Consider the following 17,522-nt stretch of genomic DNA (forward strand, 5'->3'; position numbering starts at 1 on the left):
GATTATATAAGCGGTATAAAAGGTAGAAAAATCAATTAACAATTAGAAAAAACGCATTATAAAAATATACTTTATCATGAAAAAATTATTAATCCTATTTTTGGTTTTACCTTTAATAATGCAAGCTCAAAGCATCAAAGGTTCATTTTCACCAGCCAAAGACTTTAGTTACGCGTTTCTATACCACGCCACTCCAGAAAGTGCCAATTACATAAACAAAGGACAATTAGATAGTGACGGTAATTTTGAAATTCAATTAGATTCTACCCTCACTCCAGGAATATATAAAATTGTATATGCAACTCCACCAGAAGAAAACAATTTCGATTTTATCTATGATGGAAAAGAAACCGTTGCCTTTAATTTTAGTCATAAGAAAGGTGTTGAATTCACTAAATCTGAAGAAAATAAACTTTGGACGTCTTACTTAAAAAGTATAGAAATGGTGAACCAAACTATTAGTAATTATTACTCTAAAGAAAATAATGACAAAAAAGGTTTTAATGCCATCTTCAAAACTTTAAAAAACACACAAACAGCTTACGAAGAATTGGCTAAAGATAAATTGGTTTTCAATTTCATTAAAGCCAACCGACCTTATATTCCTTCACAATATGAAGGCATTAGTATCTATTCGCAAAATTTAAAGCAACACTATTTAAGTCAGGTTGATTTTAGTGATTACCTACTTCAGAGTTCTTCATATTTAATAGATCGTGTTACCGCTTATGTTTTCAACATGGTTGCAGAACCTAGTGAAGCCACTTATAAACAACATATTGATGACGTTGCTGCAGCTATTAATAATGATGATTTAAGTATTAAAACGAGTCTTTTAGAAATGCTTTGGCAGCGCTTTGTAGCATTGAATAATAATAATCTTGCCAATTATATTACTGACAACTATCTATTAGAATTGGCAAAATCCACTAACAATAAAGTTTTAGAAGATATGGTTATCTCTTTTAAAAATACTTCTATAGGATCTAAAGCTCCCAATTTTGAAATTACTTTAGATGGTAAAAATACTAGCCTACATCAAATTGAAGACGCAAAAGACTACTTGCTTATTTTTTGGAGTAGTGCTTGCAGCCATTGTCTAAACGAGTTACCTGAAGTCAAAAAGTTGGTAGCAGATAAACCACAGTTAAAAGTTATTGCTTTTGGGTTAGAAGGTGATGACAGTAATTGGGACGTAGAAATTAAAAAATACCCAGATTTTATACATCAAAAAGGTTTAGACAAATGGGATAACCCAATTGTTAAATCGTACGGAATTTCAGCAACGCCAACCTACTTTATATTAGATTCTTCAAAAATCATCAAGGCTAAACCTAGTGATTTTAAAGATTTAAAAGCTATTTTAAAGTCACTATAAATTCTTTAAAACTCATATTCTTTTTTATGCTTTTAAGTAAGAAATCAGTATTTTATTAAAATGCTCATCTTAAGCTTAACATAGGCGAAACTCTCAAGAACTGTATTTTTTAGTACATTTGTGACGATTATAAAATTTCATGATTCATCCTAAAATAGGTTACGGTAGGTCAATTCTGCATTTACCAATAGCAAAATATACAATTAAGCTTAAAAACTTTTATCATAACATCTTGAAAGCTAATTACATTGGGTATTTTTCGTCTAAAAATAAAAAAACTGTTTTTTACAATCTTATTAAGTTACAACTAGAAAACAATTTTATAAACTTCATTTGTCATTTGAAAATGACTGATAAAAAAACGACAACTCAACTTTACAAACCGTTGTTTACCTCGCTAAAAGTTATGTAAATAGAAATTATTTATTTTTTTTAAAAAAATTATTACTCCTATAACAGTAAACTTACGATGCCAAATTTTTATTTGTGTGATTATATATTATACTCAAATTATAAAACCCTTTTATAATTTTTACCGTAAATATATAAACCCTTTAAATTATAGTAATCCCAAACAAAAATTATGTAGATAGATAAAATCTATTTTCATAAAAACGAATCCCTAAAATAGTAAAAGATTTTATCCCTAAAACCTTTTACGAAAAAGCAAAATGAACAAAAAAAACCCCAAATTTTATGTCGTTGGTATTGGTGCGTCTGCAGGTGGCTTAGATGCCATTCAAAACCTATTTGACCATTTGCCAAACGATACAGGAATGGCATTTATAATCATTCAGCACCTTTCACCTGACTTTAAAAGTCTAATGCCCGAATTGCTTAGTAAGCACACTAAAATGCCAATATTTACGGCAGAAGACAAACAGACTATTAATCCTAATTGCATTTACTTAAATCAAAATAGTAAAAATTTACATGTAAAGGGTTCTGAACTTTATTTGTTAGACAAAGGGCCTAAACACAATCTTAATTTACCCATAGATATATTTTTTCACACTCTAGGTGAAGAATATAAAGAACACTCTATCGGTGTTATTTTATCTGGAACAGGATCTGACGGCTCTAGAGGAATTAAAACAATTAAGGAAGGTGGCGGAACCATAATTGTACAAGATCCTACTACCGCACAGTTTGATGGTATGCCAAACTCAGCTATATCTACCAATACTGTAGATTACATTTTAAATCCACAAAAAATAGCAGAGATATTACATAAAAACCCTGTTAGCAGGCCTCTGTTACAAGAAGATTTTAACAAGCACCCATCTAACGAAACGTTAATTAACGATATACTTACGATTGTTTATAAACACTCTGGAATCGATTTTAGAGAATACAAAAAGAATACGCTTTTAAGACGAATTGAAAAGCGAATGAATATAAACAACATTGAACATGTGTTTGATTATGCTACCTTTTTATCAAGTAATGTTGTTGAACAACAATCACTTAAAGAAGACTTTTTAATTGGTGTAACTCGTTTTTTCAGAGACACCGAGGCATTTAAAAGTTTAAAAGAAAACGTCATACCAGAAATTTGTAAAAATAGAAATAGCGAAAGTACTATTCGTGTTTGGATTGCTGGGTGTTCTACAGGAGAAGAAGTGTACTCGCAAGCTATTTTAATAGACAACTACCTAAGAACCCATCAATTAAATTTAGATTTTAAAATATTTGCAACAGATATAGATCCAAGAGCACTTGCTATTGCTGGCTTAGGTGTATATCACGTAAATATTATAAATGAAATTGAAAAGCCATACTTAGATCAATATTTTATTAAAAATGGCGATAAAATTCAAATTATAAAACGCATTAGAGAAAAGATTGTATTCTCTAATCATAACCTTATTAAAGATCCGCCATTTATAAGAATGGATCTTATTTCTTGTAGAAATCTACTTATCTATTTTGATAGTAACATTCAAAAAAAGGTAATGTTCAATTTTCAATTTGCCTTAAATCAATTTTCTTATTTGTTTTTAGGTAATAGCGAATCGCTAGGAGAAACGGCTAAACTTTTTAAAACAATAGACGTAAAATGGAAAATATTTCAAAACATCTCACCTGCAAAACAGATACCATCTCATAGCTCTGATTTAGATAGAATAACAACACTTGCTTATAAATATCCACAAATACCAAGAAGCGTACCTACTCTAAACATAAAGGAAAGTCCAGAATTAATATTTCACAAATACTTAAGTCAAAAATTTAGTCCGGCCTCCATTTTTGTAGATCAAGATTTCAATATACTATTTATTAATGGTGATGCCGGAAAGCGTCTATCTCATGGTTCTGGCCTTTTTCAGAATAATTTACTAAAAATGGTAAATCCTGATATCGCTGTCATTATTAGAAGTGGTATTAGAAGAGTTGAGGCAACAAAACAAGATATTGTTATTGAAGGCATCATGAATGAAACGGTAAGTCAAACCTATTCTTTTGACTTAAATTTTCATGAAGTAAAAGACTACGACAATTTAAATAAATGTTATTTAATTGAATTTAGTAACGATGTACTTTTAACGGAAAGTACACCTTTGGTTATAGACACTATTGATTTAGACGAAGTTTCTAATCAACGATTAGAAGATTTAGAAACCGCTCTTAAAATAGCTAAAACAGAATTACAAAATGCTATTGAAGAATTAGAAACAAGTAACGAAGAGTTACAATCTTCTAATGAAGAATTAATGGCATCAAACGAAGAACTTCAAAGTACCAATGAAGAACTTCAATCTGTAAACGAAGAACTGTATACTGTAAATACAGAAATGCAGGAAAAAAACAAAGAGCTTACCAATTTAAATAATGACATCACCAACTTATTAGATAATACTGAAATTGCGACGTTATTTTTAGATACCGATTTACGTATTAGAAAATTTACTCCTGCACTTAAAGAAGTTTTTAATCTAGACGAAGTAGATCTTGGACGAACACTGTCTAGCTTTACATCTAATTTTAGAGAAGAAACGCGAAACTCAATTATTGAAGATTCTAAATTTGTTTTAGACAAATTAAAAATCGTTGAGAGACAAGTAAAAGATCAAAACGAAAATTACTATCTATTACGTATTAGTCCTTTTATTACTGCTAACAAAACAATTAATGGTGTTGTAATTACCTTAAACAACATTAACAAACTAAAAGAGATAGAGCTTGAGCTTGTTGATACTGGTATAAAATATCATAAATTGTTTGAAAACCTTAATGAAGGTTTTATGCACGCAAAAATTATTACAAATAATAAAGGCGAACCTATAGATTGGGAATACATTGATGTAAATCCTGCTTTCGAAAAAATAATCAATTTAAAAAATGAAGATATTGTAGGCAAACGCGTTTCTACAATTCATCCAGATGTAAAAAATGATCCGAATGATTGGTTACCTAAATATGGAAAAACAGCACTTTCAGGTACAAATCAAACTTTTGAAGCTTATATTGCTTCTACAGATAAGTATTATTTAGTAAATATATTCTCTCCGAAAGAAGGAGAATTTGCAGGTACAATTTCAGATTTCACAGAGCTTAAGAATAAAGAAGAAGCACTGAGTAAAAGTGAAGCGGAACTAAATAGAGTTCAAGAATTAACTCATGTAGGCGGTTGGTATCTAGATTTAAATACAGACAAAGTTATTTGGACTGAACAACTGTATAAAATGTATGGTTTAGACCCTAATTTACCTCCACCAGACTATAAAGAACAAATGAAAATCTTTTCTAACGACAGTTGGTTAACGCTATCTAATGCCGTAGAAAAAGCCCAGAAGTTTGGAACCCCTTATGAATTAGAATTAAATCTCTCTAAAGACAATGGAGATTTAGTATGGATTAAAGCACAAGGTGAAGCGGTAAAAAATAAAGTAGGAGATATTATTGCCTTAAGAGGAGCTGCTCAAGACATTACACCTCAAAAACGATCAGAAACAGAACTTATAAACGCGAAAAAAACAGCTGAAGAAGCAAATCTTCATAAAAATTATTTTCTTGCCAATATGAGTCATGAAATTAGAACACCAATGAATGGAGTTCTAGGATTTTCTGAATTATTGAAAAATGATAGTTTAACCAAAGATGAGCGCTTTAAATATCTAGAAATTATAGATGGAAACTCTAAACAGCTTTTAAACCTCATTGATGACATTATTGATATTGCGAAAATAGAATCTAATGAGTTAAAAGTATCTTTTAAAGATTGCGACGTTTCAACGCTTATAAAAAATCTAGAAATTACTTATAACCAATTAAAAATTGCCAAGCATAAAAAGGATATTGATTTTAAAACTCATATCCCAGTTGAAAACTTATGTATTATAACTGATGGTCAAAGACTACAACAAGTAGTTTCAAATCTTTTAAATAATGCTTTAAAGTTTTCAGAAAAAGGGGAAATATCCTTTGGTTTTAATGTTGTTGATGACAATCTTAAATTCTTTGTTAAAGACAACGGTATGGGTATTAAGAAAAGTAAACAAATAGAAATATTTGAACGCTTTAAACAACTCAATTATGAAAGCAATGCCAAATATGGTGGTACTGGATTGGGGCTTACTATATGCAAGGGAATTTTAACACTTTTAGGAGGTGATATAACAGTAAGTTCTGAAGAAAATAAAGGAACTTTATTTGAATTTACCATACCTATAAAATATGCTAAAGCCGATGCAAATAAAATACAAGCTATACTTCCTGAGAGAAAGGATTTTTTAGAAAACAAAACCATTTTAATCGCTGAAGATGATTCTTTAATAAGATTACTCTTTAAAATAGTACTAAAAGATACTAAAGCAAATGTTTTATTTGCTACAACAGGTAAGGAAGCGGTAGAAATCTACAGCACAACAGATACAGTAGATATTGTGTTGCTAGATATTAGAATGCCTATTATGAATGGTATTGAAGCTATGGATAGAATTTTAAAGATAAACTCTAAAGCTAAAATCATTATGCAAACAGCATATTCTATGCCCGATGAAAAAGAAAGGTGTTACAAAAAAGGGTGTCTCGGTTTTCTTTCTAAGCCTATTATAAAAGATGAATTATATTCAACTTTACATAAATGGATCAATTTAGAACAGTAGATGATTTGTAATTAAATAAAAAAACGCTCAGTAAAGAAAAAGCTTTATCTGAGCGTTTTGAAACTAAATAACCAACCAAATTTAGTTTCATTTCTATGTCACCGAAACTGATTCTAAAGTGTTTCGAGTGTTTGTTCTATTATTTTCTACTTTATTTGTTTTTTGCTTACGTTTTTTAAATCTATTGACGTCTGTTGCGGACTTCCCTTCTGCATCAGTACTTCTATAATACTGTATGTATCCGCTTCCTCTAAACTCATATAATGTTCCCGAGTTTGCATGAAACAACTCTACCGTACTATCATTAATAACGCTTAATTCGAAGTATTCATTGTCGAAAAAATCATAATCTAATGTTAATGTTTTTAGATACCTATTTCCAGAAACATCATCGACTCCATAATCACCAATAAAATCCCAATAGATAGAATTTGTATTATAAACGTTTTGATCTTGAGAACTCCTGAAAGTAGCATCGTTACCTCCAGCCAAAAACTGTAAATAATTCTCATTGTCAAAATCATTTAGGGCTCCATAATTACTTGTGTATGTCTTTTCCCAAGCTTCATATTCTTGTAAGAAATAATGAATATTATCATAGAAGATAAAATCATAATCAAAACTAGATTTTTGATAACCATCTAAAAAATAAGAGGTATCATTAAAAGGGTTATATAATTCAATTGTATTATTATCTACTTGGTATACATCAAAACTATCATAGCCATCAATAATGTGATCAGTATCTAAAATCATATCATAGGCATCATAACTTCCAATTTGAACACCATAACCATTACCCTGACTCCCAAAGCCAACCAAATTATTATTGGCATACAAACGACCATTATTAAATGATACCGTAAATGCAATTTGTAAAAATGGTGTTTCCCCATAACCTTGTGTCTCATTAATATCAACATACCATAAATCGTAAGAATTTAATAACTGGTTTAATGACATAGCTGGTTCCTCAATATAATGTGTTTCTTCTACATAACATGATGTAAACAACGTTGCACTAAATGCAAAACCTAATAGTAGTTTTAAATTCTTCATAATCTAACGGTTTTAAGGTTATATGAGTGTAGTTTCAAAAGGCGTGCCAAAATATCGATGATGTATGGTCTTAAATTAGTATCAATGCTTCCAATAAGAACCTTTTATAAAAAGAAATTGGTTCATTTGTAAAGAACAATCCTTTAAAACTATATTATGAAAAAGAAAATTACCCTATTATGCATTAGCCTTTGTGTTGCATTAATTTCTGAAGCTCAAACCGTAGAATGGCACCAACAATTTGGTGGGTATTCAGAAGACGTAATGCTATCTGTTGCAACGGATAATAATGACAATACTTATACAACTGGTTATTTTGCAGAAACTTCTACTTTTGGCACAGTTACCTTAAGCGGTTTAGGTTTCTTTAATGGGTTTGTAACAAAAACTGACAGCGCCGGAAATGTCTTATGGGCAAAATCATTGGCTCAACCAGATGATAGTGATATTGACCCTTATCATTCTGTAATACCTAAAAGTATTTCTGTAGACTTAAATGGCAATGTAATTATTGTCGGTTATTTTGATGCTGGAGAATTTGATGCCAATCCTGGTTCTGAAGAATATCTTCTAAGTTCTACAAATTATGAAATGTTTATTGTAAAATTAGATACTAATGGAAACTTTATCTGGGCAACTTCTTTTGGAGCAACCGATGATTCTTTTGAGAGTATAACTGATGTTGGCACAGACAGTAATGGAGACATATATGTAACAGGATATTTTAATAGTACAATATCAATTGCTCATGCTGCAGGAACTTCATCTATTACAAGCAGTGGATACTCCGATATATTTGTTTTAAAATATGCTTCTGAAGGTTATTATGTTTGGATGTACAGTGCTGGAGGTACAGACTTTGACTTGGGTATGAGCATAGATGTAACACCAACAGGTGATTCTTATATTACTGGGCAATATAGAGAAACGGCTACTTTTTACACGCCTATATTTGGTCCTGGCGCAATTACCCTAAGTACTACCGCTAACTACAGAGGATTATTTGCTCTAAAACTAGATGCATCAGGCAATTACCAAAATGCAATTAAAATTGGCGAAGCCCAATCTGAATGTATCGGAACTGCAATTGCTGTTGACACTAATAATGACGCTTATGTAACTGGGTATTATGGAGGTGTTTTAACATCTAATGAAGGCACCACGGATCAATTAACCATTGATTCTGATGGCAATTATGAGGCGTTTGTAGCCAAAGTTGACCTTAAAAACCAAAATATATCATGGATTAAAGAGATTGATGGAGGTACAGAATCAAATTTTGGTTACGGCATAGATACAGACTCTAACAACAACGTTTATGCTACTGGTTTCTTTAGTGCATCAATAACAGTTGATGGTTACACACTTAACAAACAGACCACTCATGTTTTTGATAGTTATTTATTAAAAATGAATAGCTCAGGAGCATTTACAGGAGCATATCAATTTGGTGCTCTAAATGCTATAGAAACTCAACCTATAACTGTAGACACTAATGACAATATTATAGTTGCTGGATCCTTTAGAGAAACTGCAGATATTAGTCCTTTTTCAGCTGAGAACTTACAAATTACATCTTCTGGATTTAGAGATAATTACCTTTTTAAAATTGCCCAAGGTAATTTATTAAGCATAACAGATAATAGCATTAACAATACACTTAAAGTGTATCCAAACCCTGTAGATGACATTCTTTACATAACTAGTCAGCAGCCAATACTTTCTAAAAACTACACAATTTTTGATGTAAACGGTAAATTAATTTTATCAGGTAAATTACTATTTAATAATAAAATCAATATCAGCCATTTAAAAAGTGGATTCTATTTTCTAAGTTTAAATCAACAAGCAGAAACGTTTAAGTTTGTGAAAAATTAGATTATAAAATACGGACATTCCTGCAATAATTTTTGGAATCAGAGTATAACCTTTCTATCTTCGAACTATGTATAGATGGGAAATGTTTATCGATTTCTTTTTAATCGCCGGAATGTCTTTTTTAGCGTTCTTAATTCTTGTACTCATAAAATCTAAAGTTCACTTTTCAAAAACTATACTGAACATATTTTTTATAAACGCTTTTTTCTTTTTACTCTATTACTACTCTTATCTTCACAAAATTAGAATTACTGGAGGTATTGCTATACTCTTTGGTCATGGAGTTGGTTACCTTTTAGGACCCTCTTTTTTATATTTGGTTAAATCCTTAGTGTTTTCTAAAGAGAAAATTTTACGGCCCTATTTAAAGAGTCTCATTCCTTTTGCCATAGTTTTTGTATTTTGTAATGTGCCGCTATTCATTGCAATGACTACAGATTATTTTGATAGTTATCACAACCTTTATATCACATTAGAGATTCCATTCAATATTTTAGAAAATATATTTATCATTTTCTACATTTTCAAAACACTAAAATTTTTAAATCGTCTAAAGATTTCCATACAAGAAAATTATGCAAACCTTTCCTCACAAAACCTTCAATGGTACAAACATTTTATCATTGGGTTTTTAGTTATTGTCATTATAGACTCACTGCTTAGCGTTTACGAGTTCTTTTTTACGGTAGATTTATGGAATATTGGAACCGTTATCGCCTTTATGTTATTCTTTCTATATCTTTATTTGGGCTATAAGGGCTTATATCAAGCTCAAATTCTTATTCCAAGCTTTCTATTAGACCAATTAGATGAATCTCAAACATCATCTAAAAACCCCATTTTAGACACTGATGCTACGACAGAAAAGGAAAAAACAATAGTTAGACAACTCGATAGCTTAAAGCCTCAGGAAATTGAAAATTTAAAACAGAAACTGCACATACTTTTAACAGAAGATAAAGTGTATCTCAACGAGGATCTTAATCTAACTCAGCTTTCCGAGTATATGGATATTTCTAACAAAAAATTATCTGAATTATTAAATCATCATTTAAGTACCAATTTTTACGATTTAATTAATGAATATCGCATTAACGCCATTAAGGAACGGTTTGAAAATGGTGATGCCGAAAAATACACGATTATATCCATAGCCTATGACGCCGGTTTTAAGTCTAAGGCCAGTTTTTATAGAATTTTTAAGCAAAAAGAAGGGATCTCACCCTCTAATTATAATAAAAAATTTCAGGAAGTATCCTAAGCATCTTACCGCACTTTAGGAGACAATACTTAGCCCTTTAAAAACTTTATTTCACATTATTTTGACTATTTTTGATATAGAAAAATGACACAATCACTATGAGTGACACTATAAAATACGCTGTATTTGGCGCAGGAAGTTGGGCAACAGCCATCGTAAAAATGCTTTGCGAAAATTTAGATGAAGTGGGTTGGTATATGCGAAGCGTTTACGCTAAAGAACACATTTTAAAAGAGAAACACAATCCTAGTTATTTAAGTTCTGTAGAATTTCATACCGATCAGTTAAAACTAAGCAACGATATTAATGAAATTGCAGATTGGGCAGATGTGCTCATTTTTGTAATTCCATCGGCTTTTATACATGCCGAATTAGAAAAACTGACCTCAGACATTAGTAAAAAAACGATAGTATCTGCTGTAAAAGGGATTATGCCAGAAACTGGAAAATTAGTTGGTGAGCATTTTCATGATGAATACACTATTCCATTTGAAAACATTGCAGTTATTGCAGGTCCTTGCCACGCAGAAGAGGTGGCTTTAGAGCGCTTGTCGTATTTAACTATTGCGTGTGACGATGCAAAAAAAGCCCAAGCGATTGCCGATAATTTATCGAGTGATTACATAAAAACCAAAACAAGTGATGATGTTATTGGTATTGAATATGCTGTAATGTTAAAAAATATTTACGCTATCGCTGCCGGAATGGCTCATGGATTGGGTTATGGTGATAATTTTCAGAGTGTTTTGATGAGTAACTCAATTAGAGAAATGAAACGCTTTATCAAAAAGATGCACAAGATGAAACGTAATATTAATAATTCGGCTTATTTAGGTGATTTATTAGTAACTGGTTATTCTGTGTTTTCTAGAAACCGAATGTTCGGAAACATGATTGGCAAAGGGTACACAGTAAAATCTGCGCAAATGGAAATGAACATGGTTGCAGAAGGCTACTACGCAACTAAAAGCGCATTCGAATTAAACAAAAAGAATAAAAAGAAAACCCAACTGCCTATTATTAATGCTGTTTACGATATTCTTTATGACAATAAAGATCCTAAGAAAGTATTTAAGAAATTGACGGATAAGTTGGATTAGTTTGGCTTTGGCTATTAGCCAAGTGCTAATACCTACTTTACCAAAATACCACGTAATTGCATCAACGGAATAGCCTGTAAAGCCTTTTCGTTGATTGTATTTTTTCTGAATACATACGTTTTATCAAACATTTGGTTGCCTTCAAAAAACGTTATTTTAAACTCATTATTTAGCTCTAAAACCTTTTCTTGTAAATATTCAATTTTAGCGTAACTTCTTGCAGGTAGTTTTGCAATCGTATGGCGCATTATAGGCGTTACTTTAGTGTCACTATAACCTTTGGTAACAATAAGAACCGTATCTAAATCTTTATCGCTATTATTAATGATATAAGCATTCCAATCTTGAGTTTTGTATTCCAAATGTTCTTCTTGCACCACGGCAACATGAACATCTTTTACTTCGGGGATTTTAATGTCTTTTTTCAAAGTTTATAATGCTGATTTAAACTGCTCTAAAAATCGAACGTCATTCTCACTCAACAATCTAATATCGCTAATTTGGTTTAATAACATCGCAATACGATCAATTCCCATTCCGAAAGCAAACCCAGAATAGACTTTAGAATCAATACCGCAGTTTTCTAAGACATTAGGATCTACCATTCCGCAACCCATAATTTCTAACCAACCGGTACCTTTAGTAATTTTATAATCTGTTTCGGTTTCTAATCCCCAATATACATCGACCTCTGCACTTGGCTCAGTAAACGGAAAGTATGAAGGACGTAATCTAATTTTAGACTTCCCAAACATCTCTGTTGTAAAGTATTGTAAGGTTTGTTTTAAATCTGCAAAACTCACATCTTTATCAATATATAAGCCTTCCACTTGGTGAAAGAAACAATGTGAACGTGCAGAAATCGCTTCATTTCTATAAACTCTTCCTGGAGAAATTGTACGAATTGGAGGCTGATTATTCTCCATATAACGTACTTGTACAGAACTTGTATGTGTACGTAATAAAATATCTGGATCGGTTTGAATAAAAAACGTATCCTGCATATCTCTCGCTGGGTGGTATTCTGGTAAATTCAACGCTGTAAAGTTATGCCAATCATCTTCAATTTCCGGACCTTCACTAACGTTAAAACCAATGCGCGAAAAAATATCAATAATCTCATTTTTAACTATAGAAATAGGATGACGTGCACCAATAGCAATCGGTTCACCAGGACGTGATAAATCACCAAAAATCCCTTTGTCTTCCTCTTTACTTTCTAAAGCTTCCTTTAAATCGTTGACTTTAGCTTCCGCTGTAATTTTAAGCTCGTTAATTATCTGTCCGAATTCACGTTTCTGATCGTTCGCTACATTTTTCAATTCGCCATAAAATGCTTTTAAATGCCCTTTGGAACCTAAATATTTAATTCTAAAGGCTTCAACCTCTTCTTTTGACTGTGCTTTAAAAGCTTCTGCTTCTGCTATGAGTTCTTTTATCTTATCTATCATTTTATGCTGAATTTAATTCAGTATCTCATATTGAGAGCGCAAATTTAACGATTTTATACAAAAAAAACGCCTTCAAATTGAAGGCGTTTTTTATCTATTTTATAAAAAAGACTTATTGTCTGATAAAAACGTCTTTATACGTTGTGTCATCTGACGTATCATCAGGTGTTCCATTATCGTAAAAATCTTCAAAATAGAACGTATTGTTCTCAAAAATCAATTCTTGTGTTGCTACATCACCTTCAATATATTGCGTATAAAATCCATCTCCATCGTTTGACCAAGTTGCTGAAATAAATTCTTCTAATAAGCAATTACCTTCTGTATCTTCTTCAAAATCGGTATATTCAAAAGTTCCATCTGAATTAAAAATAAAAGTTTCTTCTTTTTCACAATCAGATACAGTTTGTTCAACTCCATTTTCGAAAAACGTATGATATTTCCATGTCCCAACTAACGGGTCTATAGGAGCGTCATCATCATCATTATCGCTACTACAAGATGTAAACACAAGTGCAAAAACACTTAAAAGTAAAATTAATTTTTTCATAAGTAAATTTAGGTTAAAATGTTAAATGTTGAAATTAACAATTTCTTAACAAAAACCTAATAGAGACTTACTTTATATATTCTGTTTCCAAAAAATAGTTTACAATAGCCTCTTTCATCAGCACACTTTGTTCACCAGCCTTTAAATGTGGTAATTGCGCTAATACTTTGTAATGTGGCCACCCTTCATCATCTACATAATCGAATTCATAATAACCATAAGGCTCTAAGACCTTACAAATTGCGATATGCATTAAATCGAGTTTATGATCTTTTTTATATTCGCGATGCAATTGCCCAAGCTCTTGCACACCAATAAGGTATATAATTGAATCGAGATCTAATTTATCTCCATCAGCAAATTGGTTAGAAAGTTTCTCTACTACCAACTCCCATCGCTCTTTTAATTGTTCGTCTCTTGCCATGCTCATTTCCCGTAAAACGGAAATCTCTTTAATTAATAATCAAAGTTTTAAGTTGAAGTGTTCGACTTCAAGTTTAACTTTTTATAAGGCTTCAAAGTTAATAAACTAAAGTAGGTTGAAATGCGTTATTATTTATAAATCAGAAAAAAAGTATAGTTTATCTTATTATCCCTAAGTTTAAATTATTTGATTGACTAAAATTTGAACTTAAAAAATTCATGTACTTTTGTTTAAACCGCTAGTTCTATGAGTATAATTGATATTATTTTAGCCTCCCTTTTATTATTCGGATTTGTACGTGGGCTATTTAAAGGGCTTTTTGTAGAAGTCGCTTCTTTATTAGCTTTAGTTTTGGGTGTATATGGCGCGATTCATTTTAGTGATTTTGCCGCAGGCTTTTTAGAACCTAAGGTAGATTGGAATGAAAAAACCATTAATATCGTTGCTTTTGCCATCACTTTTGTCGTGATTGTTTTAGTCATTAGCCTAGCCGGAAAAGCATTAACCAAATTAGCCGATTTCGCCGCTTTAGGAATCATCAATAAACTCGCAGGCGCTGTTTTTGGAGCGCTTAAAATTGGATTAATTCTTAGTGTACTTTTGAGTGTTTTTCATAAAATGAATAACACCTTACCCTTTATGGAAAAAGAAGATTTGGAAAAAAGCACGCTTTACGAACCCATAAAATCATTAGCTCCTATGATTTTTCCATCAATCATCAAAAGCGAATCAGAAGCAGACGCTGAGCCAGACACTACTGAGGAAAACGCATAAAAAAACCATTCTTTCGAATGGCGTTTTTTACTAATCTAAGTGATAAATTTCCATAATATCTTTGAGATATTTTTCAAAGTCTATTTTCAAATCAATGAGTTTTCCGGTGTGTACATCAAACACCCAACCGTGTACTTTTAAACCACGATCCCTATAGGCTTTTTGAACTGCAGCCGTTTTAATTAAGTTAACGCATTGTTCTTTTACGTTGAGTTCTACTAAGCGATCGTATTTTTTTTCTTCGCATGTAATCGCATTCAATTCCGTATGATGAATTCTATAAACGTCTCTGATATTTCGTAACCAACCATTTAAAACTCCTAAGTCTGCAGATTGCATAGCCGCTTTTACACCACCACACGCATAATGACCGCATACCACAACGTGGTTCACTTTTAAATGTGTTACGGCGTAATCCACAACAGACATGGCATTTAAATCCGTACCAATAACCATATTGGCGATATTTCTATGTACAAAAACTTCCCCAGGACCTAACCCCATCAAATCTTCAGCGGTTACTCTACTATCGGAACACCCTATGTATAACAATTCTGGTTTTTGTCCTTTCCCTAAGTCTTCAAAATAATTAGCATCAACGGCAAGTTTATCTTTAATCCACTTCTCGTTATTTTTAAATACATTATTTAAGTCCATATTTATATCAGTTAAAATTCATCCTTTACATTATTTTTAATCCAGTTTAAGCAACTATCAAAGTCCTTAAAAATATGATCTTTAGGAATTAAATCTGGAATTATATCTATACGCTCCATCATATATTTGGGTTGTTTTAATAGCCCAACAAACAAGACTTGTATATTTCTTTTTGATAAATCTTGAAGCACATCCTCCATTGCGTAGAGTCCGGATTGATCCATATATTGCATGCGTCCTAAACGAATTACTACTGTTTTTGCTGTAATCGGAATTTGATCCGCTAAAGCCTGAAATTCACTTGTAGATCCAAAAAACAACGGTCCTTTTAAGTGTTTTATAAATACTTCTTCTTTTAATCTGTTAGGAAAATCAGTTTCATCTGCCCACGCTTTCTCTTTCCCTAAGGATTTAACATCGGATCGTAAAGCTGTTATATCACCTATTTTTTTCATAAACATAAGTGATGCTATTATTAAACCAATACCAACTGCATAAACTAAATTCCAAAACGTAGACAAGAGTAATACAACAATCATAATTAGGACTTCAGAACTTAACTTTAATGGTCCTATTTTAATATCCTTTGGTAATGCAGGAATCGCTTTTAAACCTTTATAATCCATAACTCCAAAACCAACTGTAATTAAAATTCCAGCTAAAACAGCTGCTGGAATTTGCGAAGCAATATCTCCTAAAGCTAAAAGAATAACTAATAAAAATACACCAGCAATCATACCTGATAATCTGGTTTTACCACCTGCGTTAATATTTACAACGGTTCTAATCGTTGCTCCGGCTCCTGGCAAACCACCAAACAAGGCTGCTATACTATTTCCGATACCTTGCCCAATAAGCTCTTTATTTGGCTTATGTTTTGTTTTTGTAACATTGTCTGCAACGACACTCGTTAATAAGGAGTCAATAGAACCTAATAAGGCTAAGGTAAAAGCAGTAAAAAAATAAGGCATTAAGTTCCCAAAATCGAATTCGGTAAAAATGGCCATATTAGGCATAGGAAATCCACTAGGTATTTGTTCAATCGGTCGGTAATCTAAACCAAAGCCAAAAGCAATTCCTGAGACGATTACTAAAGCTACTAAAGTACTCGGTATCGCCGTTGTTATCCGTTTAAATCCATAAATGATAATTATAGTTCCTAGAGCTAGCAGCAGTTCTAACCAATTTATATGCTGCATAGCTCTTGGTATCGCTTTTAAAGCACCCAATGCACCAGAAGCAGAATTCCCAGCTAATATAGACGCTTCACTTTCCATTTCTTCGGGTGTAATTCTACTGGCTCGGTCTACAGTTTCTCTAAAGTTTTCAAGGACAAGTATACCTTCACCTGCTTCTTCTTTTAAAATATCGTTTAAAAGCATTTCTTCAGCGTGAGGCATATACTTTTCAATTAACTCTGCATCTTCTCCTGCATAATAGCCCACTGCAGGCAACACTTGGGTAATAATTATAATGAGTCCAATTGCTGTCATAAATCCTGAAACTACAGGGTACGGAATGTATTTAATGTATTTTCCGAAGCCGAAAACCCCCAAGCCAACTTGCATTAACCCTGCTAAAATAAATACGGCTAGAATTATAGGAAGCGATTTACTTACATCACCTTCATGAATAGCTAATAGCCCCGCAATAAGCACCATACTTACAGCTGTCATTGGTGCTGTAGGTCCAGAGATTTGTGTATTAGTACCACCAAATAGAGCTGCAAAAAAAGCTAGAAATATAGCCCCATAGAGTCCTGCACTTGGACCAAGACCAGATGACACGCCAAATGCTAAGGCTAAAGGTAGCGCAACAATACCAGCTGTAATACCACCGAAAGCGTCACCTTTAAAATGAGAAAAAAGCTTTTTCATATATT

General features: G+C 32.0%; 13 protein-coding genes. 6 read left to right on the forward strand and 7 right to left on the reverse strand.

The features are described 5' to 3' along the window. The first annotated feature begins 76 nt into the window (after window positions 1-76). Both HM986_RS03935 and HM986_RS03940 read left to right on the forward strand, forming a co-directional pair. A complete protein-coding gene (locus tag HM986_RS03935; protein WP_179333765.1) occupies window positions 77-1,378 on the forward strand; it encodes a TlpA family protein disulfide reductase in 1,302 nt (433 codons plus the stop codon). A 671-nt stretch (window positions 1,379-2,049) separates the two neighbouring features. After that, window positions 2,050-6,486, forward strand: a complete 4,437-nt coding sequence (locus HM986_RS03940; RefSeq protein WP_179333766.1) for a chemotaxis protein CheB — start codon at window positions 2,050-2,052, stop codon at window positions 6,484-6,486. 93 nt (window positions 6,487-6,579) lie between these two features. On the opposite strand, the gene HM986_RS03945 is transcribed toward HM986_RS03940, so the two are convergent. After that, entirely contained in the window at window positions 6,580-7,545 is a 966-nt protein-coding gene (locus tag HM986_RS03945) for a nicotinic acid mononucleotide adenyltransferase (RefSeq protein WP_179333767.1), read from the reverse strand. A 156-nt stretch (window positions 7,546-7,701) separates the two neighbouring features. Here HM986_RS03945 and HM986_RS03950 point away from each other — a divergent pair, with 156 nt between their 5' ends. From HM986_RS03950 to HM986_RS03960, 3 genes are all read left to right on the forward strand, one after another. Further along, window positions 7,702-9,423 (forward strand): T9SS type A sorting domain-containing protein, encoded by a 1,722-nt coding sequence (locus HM986_RS03950; RefSeq protein ID WP_179333768.1) that lies wholly within the window; start codon window positions 7,702-7,704, stop codon window positions 9,421-9,423. Window positions 9,424-9,490: 67 nt separating this feature from the next. After that, complete coding sequence (locus tag HM986_RS03955; protein WP_179333769.1) at window positions 9,491-10,684, forward strand: helix-turn-helix domain-containing protein; 1,194 nt, start codon at window positions 9,491-9,493, stop codon at window positions 10,682-10,684. A gap of 98 nt (window positions 10,685-10,782) precedes the next feature. Continuing rightward, window positions 10,783-11,784 carry an NAD(P)H-dependent glycerol-3-phosphate dehydrogenase gene (locus HM986_RS03960; RefSeq protein ID WP_179333770.1) on the forward strand — a complete coding sequence of 334 codons (1,002 nt, stop codon included), beginning with the start codon at window positions 10,783-10,785 and terminating at the stop codon, window positions 11,782-11,784. Between the two features lie 32 nt (window positions 11,785-11,816). Here the strand turns inward: HM986_RS03960 and HM986_RS03965 are convergent, their stop codons facing one another. From HM986_RS03965 to HM986_RS03980, 4 genes are all read right to left on the reverse strand, one after another. Beyond that, window positions 11,817-12,212 carry a hypothetical protein gene (locus HM986_RS03965; RefSeq protein WP_179333771.1) on the reverse strand — a complete coding sequence of 132 codons (396 nt, stop codon included), beginning with the start codon at window positions 12,210-12,212 and terminating at the stop codon, window positions 11,817-11,819. Between the two features lie 3 nt (window positions 12,213-12,215). Continuing rightward, the gene (gene pheS / locus HM986_RS03970) at window positions 12,216-13,235 is read right to left on the reverse strand and encodes a phenylalanine--tRNA ligase subunit alpha (RefSeq protein WP_179333772.1); all 1,020 of its coding nucleotides are present in this window, start codon (window positions 13,233-13,235) and stop codon (window positions 12,216-12,218) included. 112 nt (window positions 13,236-13,347) lie between these two features. Further along, on the reverse strand, window positions 13,348-13,785 hold the full coding sequence (locus HM986_RS03975) for a lipocalin-like domain-containing protein (protein ID WP_179333773.1): 438 nt from the start codon (window positions 13,783-13,785) through the stop codon (window positions 13,348-13,350). Between the two features lie 67 nt (window positions 13,786-13,852). Further along, on the reverse strand, window positions 13,853-14,209 hold the full coding sequence (locus tag HM986_RS03980; RefSeq protein WP_179333774.1) for a hypothetical protein: 357 nt from the start codon (window positions 14,207-14,209) through the stop codon (window positions 13,853-13,855). Between the two features lie 246 nt (window positions 14,210-14,455). Here HM986_RS03980 and HM986_RS03985 point away from each other — a divergent pair, with 246 nt between their 5' ends. Beyond that, window positions 14,456-14,983: a CvpA family protein gene (locus HM986_RS03985; RefSeq protein WP_179333775.1), complete on the forward strand. Its 528-nt coding sequence runs from the start codon at window positions 14,456-14,458 to the stop codon at window positions 14,981-14,983. Between the two features lie 30 nt (window positions 14,984-15,013). Here HM986_RS03985 and HM986_RS03990 read toward each other — a convergent pair whose 3' ends face one another. Together HM986_RS03990 and HM986_RS03995 are read right to left on the reverse strand one after the other, a co-directional pair. Next, on the reverse strand, window positions 15,014-15,640 hold the full coding sequence (locus tag HM986_RS03990; protein WP_179333776.1) for a carbonic anhydrase: 627 nt from the start codon (window positions 15,638-15,640) through the stop codon (window positions 15,014-15,016). 11 nt (window positions 15,641-15,651) lie between these two features. Then, window positions 15,652-17,517 carry a SulP family inorganic anion transporter gene (locus tag HM986_RS03995; RefSeq protein ID WP_179333777.1) on the reverse strand — a complete coding sequence of 622 codons (1,866 nt, stop codon included), beginning with the start codon at window positions 17,515-17,517 and terminating at the stop codon, window positions 15,652-15,654. Between the last annotated feature and the right edge of the window lie 5 nt (window positions 17,518-17,522).

This window comes from Winogradskyella costae (genome assembly GCF_013403865.1).
Lineage (GTDB): Bacteria > Bacteroidota > Bacteroidia > Flavobacteriales > Flavobacteriaceae > Winogradskyella > Winogradskyella costae.

What these genes read in the sequence shown, in the direction of transcription:
- HM986_RS03935 (WP_179333765.1), top strand. Translation starts at nt 77, where the DNA reads ATGAAAAAATTATTAATCCTATTTTTGGTTTTACCTTTAATAATGCAA.
- HM986_RS03940 (WP_179333766.1), top strand. Translation starts at nt 2,050, where the DNA reads ATGAACAAAAAAAACCCCAAATTTTATGTCGTTGGTATTGGTGCGTCT.
- HM986_RS03945 (WP_179333767.1), bottom strand. Translation starts at nt 7,545, where the DNA reads ATGAAGAATTTAAAACTACTATTAGGTTTTGCATTTAGTGCAACGTTG.
- HM986_RS03950 (WP_179333768.1), top strand. Translation starts at nt 7,702, where the DNA reads ATGAAAAAGAAAATTACCCTATTATGCATTAGCCTTTGTGTTGCATTA.
- HM986_RS03955 (WP_179333769.1), top strand. Translation starts at nt 9,491, where the DNA reads ATGTATAGATGGGAAATGTTTATCGATTTCTTTTTAATCGCCGGAATG.
- HM986_RS03960 (WP_179333770.1), top strand. Translation starts at nt 10,783, where the DNA reads ATGAGTGACACTATAAAATACGCTGTATTTGGCGCAGGAAGTTGGGCA.
- pheS (WP_179333772.1), bottom strand. Translation starts at nt 13,235, where the DNA reads ATGATAGATAAGATAAAAGAACTCATAGCAGAAGCAGAAGCTTTTAAA.
- HM986_RS03975 (WP_179333773.1), bottom strand. Translation starts at nt 13,785, where the DNA reads ATGAAAAAATTAATTTTACTTTTAAGTGTTTTTGCACTTGTGTTTACA.
- HM986_RS03980 (WP_179333774.1), bottom strand. Translation starts at nt 14,209, where the DNA reads ATGGCAAGAGACGAACAATTAAAAGAGCGATGGGAGTTGGTAGTAGAG.
- HM986_RS03985 (WP_179333775.1), top strand. Translation starts at nt 14,456, where the DNA reads ATGAGTATAATTGATATTATTTTAGCCTCCCTTTTATTATTCGGATTT.
- HM986_RS03990 (WP_179333776.1), bottom strand. Translation starts at nt 15,640, where the DNA reads ATGGACTTAAATAATGTATTTAAAAATAACGAGAAGTGGATTAAAGAT.
- HM986_RS03995 (WP_179333777.1), bottom strand. Translation starts at nt 17,517, where the DNA reads ATGAAAAAGCTTTTTTCTCATTTTAAAGGTGACGCTTTCGGTGGTATT.